Genomic DNA, 4,032 nt, shown 5'->3' with positions numbered 1-4,032 from the left:
GCGCTGAAAGGCTCGTCGCCCGACCACACCACCACGCCCGCGTAATCCTTCTCGGCGATGTCCACCGCCAGCGCCAGGCCCTCGGCCACGTCGGGGCTGATGGCGTGCATCTTGGTCTTGATGCTGGCGATGACGATCTCGTCATCGAGCGTCCACAGGCGGATCGCGTCGTCCTCGTGCAGCGTGGTGCCCGCCGTCTTGAAGTCGGGCAGCGACTCGCCCCGCAGTTTCTCTGGAAAATGCTGCCTGGCGTAGACGGGTAGCGCGCGGCGCGCTACGAATTTGTTAGCAGATGCGCTCCACGAGCCCTCTGCCGTGTGCACGCCACCGGCCTCGGCCACGGGGCCCTGGAAGACCCAGTCGGGCAGCGGTGCGCGGCTCAAGGCCTTGCCGGCGGCGATGTCCTCCTGAACCATCTTGGCGACTTCGAGCCAGCCGGCCTCCTGCCACAGCTCGAACGGGCCCTGCTGCATGCCAAAGCCCCAGCGCATGGCCTGGTCCACGTCGCGCGCATTGTCGGCAATCGTGCCCAGATGCACGGCGGCGTAGTGGAAGCTGTTGCGCAGGATGGCCCACAGGAACTGGCCCTGCGCGCCCTCGGCATTGCGCAAGAGCTTCAGGCGCTCGGCGGCGGGGCGCTTGAGCATGCGGCCGTACACCTCATCGGCCTTCTGGCCGCCGGGCACGTACTCTTCCGATTCGAGGTCGAAGCGCAGCACGTCGCGCCCGACCTTCTTGTAGAAACCGGCCTTGGTCTTCTGGCCCAGGTTGCCCAGCTCCAGCAGCTTCTTGAGCACGGCGGGCGTGCCGAAGCTGGCGTAGAACGGGTCGCTGTTCTCGTCGAGGTTGTCCTGCAGCGTCTTGATGACGTGGGCCATGGTATCGAGGCCCACCACGTCGGCGGTGCGGAAGGTGCCGCTGCTGGCGCGGCCCAGCTTCTTGCCCGTGAGGTCGTCGACCACGTCGTAGCTCAGGCCGAAATTTTCAACCTCCTTCATGGTCGAGAGCATGCCCGCGATGCCGATGCGGTTGGCGATGAAGTTGGGCGTGTCGTGCGCGCGCACCACGCCCTTGCCCAGGCCGCTGGTGACAAAGGCTTCGAGCTGGTCGAGCACCTCGGGGGCGGTGGTGGGCGTGTTGATCAGTTCCACCAGCACCATGTAGCGCGGCGGGTTGAAGAAGTGGATGCCGCAAAAGCGCGGGCGGATAGCGTCGGGCAGTGCCTCGGAGAGCTTGGTGATCGACAGGCCCGAGGTGTTGCTGGCGACGATGGCGTGCGGCGCCACGAACGGTGCGATCTTGTGGTACAGGTCGCTCTTCCAGTCCATGCGCTCGGCGATGGCCTCGATGATGAGGTCGCACTCGCGCAGCAGTTCCAGGTGTTCTTCGTAGTTGGCCTGCTGGATCAGCGCGGCGTCCTCCTGCACGCCCAGCGGCGAAGGCTTGAGCTTTTTGAGGCCGTCGATGGCGCGCGTGACGATGCCGTTCTTGGGGCCGTCCTTGGCAGGGAGGTCGAACAGCAGCACCGGCACCTTGCAGTTGACGAGATGGGCGGCGATCTGCGCGCCCATCACGCCCGCGCCGAGCACGGCGACTTTCTTCACATTGAAACGGGACATGGCTTCTTTCCTGATTTATTGCGTGCGCACCCAGGTCTGGGTGCGGCCGAAGGGGCCGATGGAGCCGCGCACTTCGAGCTTCCTGCCGTCTTCGATGGGCGTGAGCCGCAGCGTGTAGGTCTTGCCGTTTTCGGGGTCGAGGATCTTGCCGCTCTCCCACACGTCCTTGCCGTCGGCCTTCTTGGCGCCGCGGATGATCTCCAGCCCCAGCATGGGCTTGCCCTTGCGGTCGTCGCTGCACTCGTCGCACACCGCGTCCTGCTTGGCGTCCTTGCGCAGCAGCTTCTCGATCCTGCCGCTCAGCACCCCACCGGACTCGCTGATGTGGACCTGCGACTTGACCTCGTGGGTCTTCTCGTCCAAGGTCTGCCAATGGCCCACGGGACTCATCTGGGCCCACGCGGGGGCGGTTGTTGCTATACAAAAAATAGCTGCTAGCGCTTTGTACATAAGGGCTCCAGTGCAAAAAGGCTTGAAATCGGGCCACTGCCCAGCTCTTTCGCCGTTCGCCCTGAGCCCGTCGAAGGGCTTGGGGCCAAAAGGCAGGCTTCGACAGGCTCAGCCCGAACGGTGAACGTGTGGCCTCAGGCCAGGGCGGCGTCCGTGTCCATCAACGAGGCCGCGCCGGCGCGCGCCGTGCGCATCAGCGTGGCGGTCTCGGGGAACAGCTTGGCAAAGTAGAAGCGCGCCGTCTGCAGCTTGGCCTGGTAGAACGGGTCGGGGTTGCCGGCCGCCACTTCGCGCAGCGCCACCTGGGCCATGCGGGCGAAGAAATAGCCGAACACCAGGTGGCCGGCCACGCGCAGGTAGTCCACGGCGGCGGCGCCCACTTCGTCGGGGTTCTGCAGGCCGCGAAAGCCCAGCTCGGTGGTGAACTTGGTCATCTGGTCGGCCAGGTAGGCCAGCGGGTTGATGAACTCGGCCATCTTCTCGTTGACGCCCTCTTCCTGCACCAGCGCGCCGACGAGCTTGCCGAATTTCTTGAGCGAGGCGCCGTTGTTGCCCAGGATCTTGCGGCCCAGCAGGTCCAGCGCCTGGATGCCGTTCGTGCCCTCATAGATCATGTTGATGCGCGCGTCGCGCACGAACTGCTCCATGCCCCATTCCTTGATGAAGCCGTGGCCGCCATAGACCTGCTGGCACATGGTGGTCGCGGCCCAGCCGTTGTCGGTGATGAAGGCCTTGACGATGGGGGTCAGCAGCGCGACCAGCTCGGCGCTGTCCTTGCGCACCTTTTCGTCGGGATGGTGCAGCTCCTTGTCGATCAGGATGGCGCAGTAGGTGGCGAGCGCACGGCCGCCTTCGGCGTAGGCCTTGGCGGTGAGCAGCATGCGGCGCACGTCGGGGTGCACGATGATGGGGTCTGCGGCCAAGTCCTTGGCCTTGGTGCCCGAGAGGCTGCGCATCTGCAGGCGGTCCTTGGCGTAGGCCAGCGCGTTCTGGTAGGCCACTTCGGTTAGGCCCAGCGACTGGTTGCCCACGCCCAGGCGCGCAGCGTTCATCATCACGAACATGGCGGCCAGGCCCTTGTGCGGCTGGCCCACCAGGCTGCCGATGGCGCCGTCGATGTTGATCTGCGCCGTGGCGTTGCCGTGGATGCCCATCTTGTGCTCCAGGCCGCCGCAGAAGATCGGGTTGCGCTCACCCAGCGAGCCATCGGCATTCACCTTGAACTTGGGCACGACGAACAGGCTGATGCCCTTGCTGCCGGCCGGCGCATCGGGCAGGCGTGCCAGCACCAGGTGCACGATGTTGCTGGTCATGTCGTGCTCGCCGGCGCTGATGAAGATCTTGTTGCCGGTGATGGCGTAGCTGCCGTCGCCCAGGGGCTCGGCCTTAGTGCGCAGCAGGCCCAGGTCGGTGCCGCAGTGCGCCTCGGTCAGGCACATGGTGCCGGTCCATTCGCCGCTGGTGAGCTTGGGCAGGTACAGGCGCTTTTGCTCCTCGGTGCCGTGCGCGTGCAGGGCCTCGTAGGCGCCGTGCGACAGGCCCGGGTACATGGTCCAGGCCTGGTTGGCACTGTTGAGCATTTCGTACACGCACTGGTTGAGCACGAACGGCAGGCCCTGGCCGCCATACTGCACATCGCACGAGAGCGCCGCCCAGCCGCCTTCCACATACTGTGCGTAGGCCTCCTTGAAGCCCTTGGGCGTGGTCACCGCATGGGTTTCCTTGTCGAGCTTGCAGCCTTCCTCGTCGCCGCTGATGTTGAGCGGAAAGGTCACGCCGGCGGCGAACTTGCCGGCCTCTTCGAGCACCGCGTTCACGGTGTCCACGTCCACCTCGGCGTGCGGTGGCAGGGCCTTGAACTCGTCGGTGACCTTGAAAACCTCGTGCATCACGAATTGCATGTCGCGCAGCGGCGGCGTGTAGCTAGGCATGGGTTTACTCCTTGGTGGGGGTTGGTGTGGAA

General features: G+C 65.5%; 3 protein-coding genes. All 3 read right to left on the bottom strand.

Translation table 11 applies throughout. From position 1 onward, the window contains the following. A partial coding sequence (locus tag QZH66_RS14470) for a 3-hydroxyacyl-CoA dehydrogenase (protein ID WP_305806635.1) occupies positions 1-1,619 on the bottom strand: 1,619 nt, incomplete at its 3' end. Between the two features lie 15 nt (positions 1,620-1,634). Further along, positions 1,635-2,009 (bottom strand): DUF2147 domain-containing protein, encoded by a 375-nt coding sequence (locus QZH66_RS14465; RefSeq protein WP_305806634.1) that lies wholly within the window; start codon positions 2,007-2,009, stop codon positions 1,635-1,637. Between the two features lie 194 nt (positions 2,010-2,203). Continuing rightward, positions 2,204-4,000: an acyl-CoA dehydrogenase C-terminal domain-containing protein gene (locus tag QZH66_RS14460; RefSeq protein WP_305806633.1), complete on the bottom strand. Its 1,797-nt coding sequence runs from the start codon at positions 3,998-4,000 to the stop codon at positions 2,204-2,206. Positions 4,001-4,032 lie beyond the last annotated feature (32 nt).

Origin of the sequence: Stenotrophomonas sp. YIM B06876, from assembly GCF_030711595.1 — a bacterium.
In the GTDB taxonomy this organism is placed as follows: domain Bacteria; phylum Pseudomonadota; class Gammaproteobacteria; order Xanthomonadales; family Xanthomonadaceae; genus Stenotrophomonas.
The sequence above is the reverse complement of the archived record's forward strand: the minus strand, read 5'-3'. Positions and strand labels throughout refer to the sequence as shown.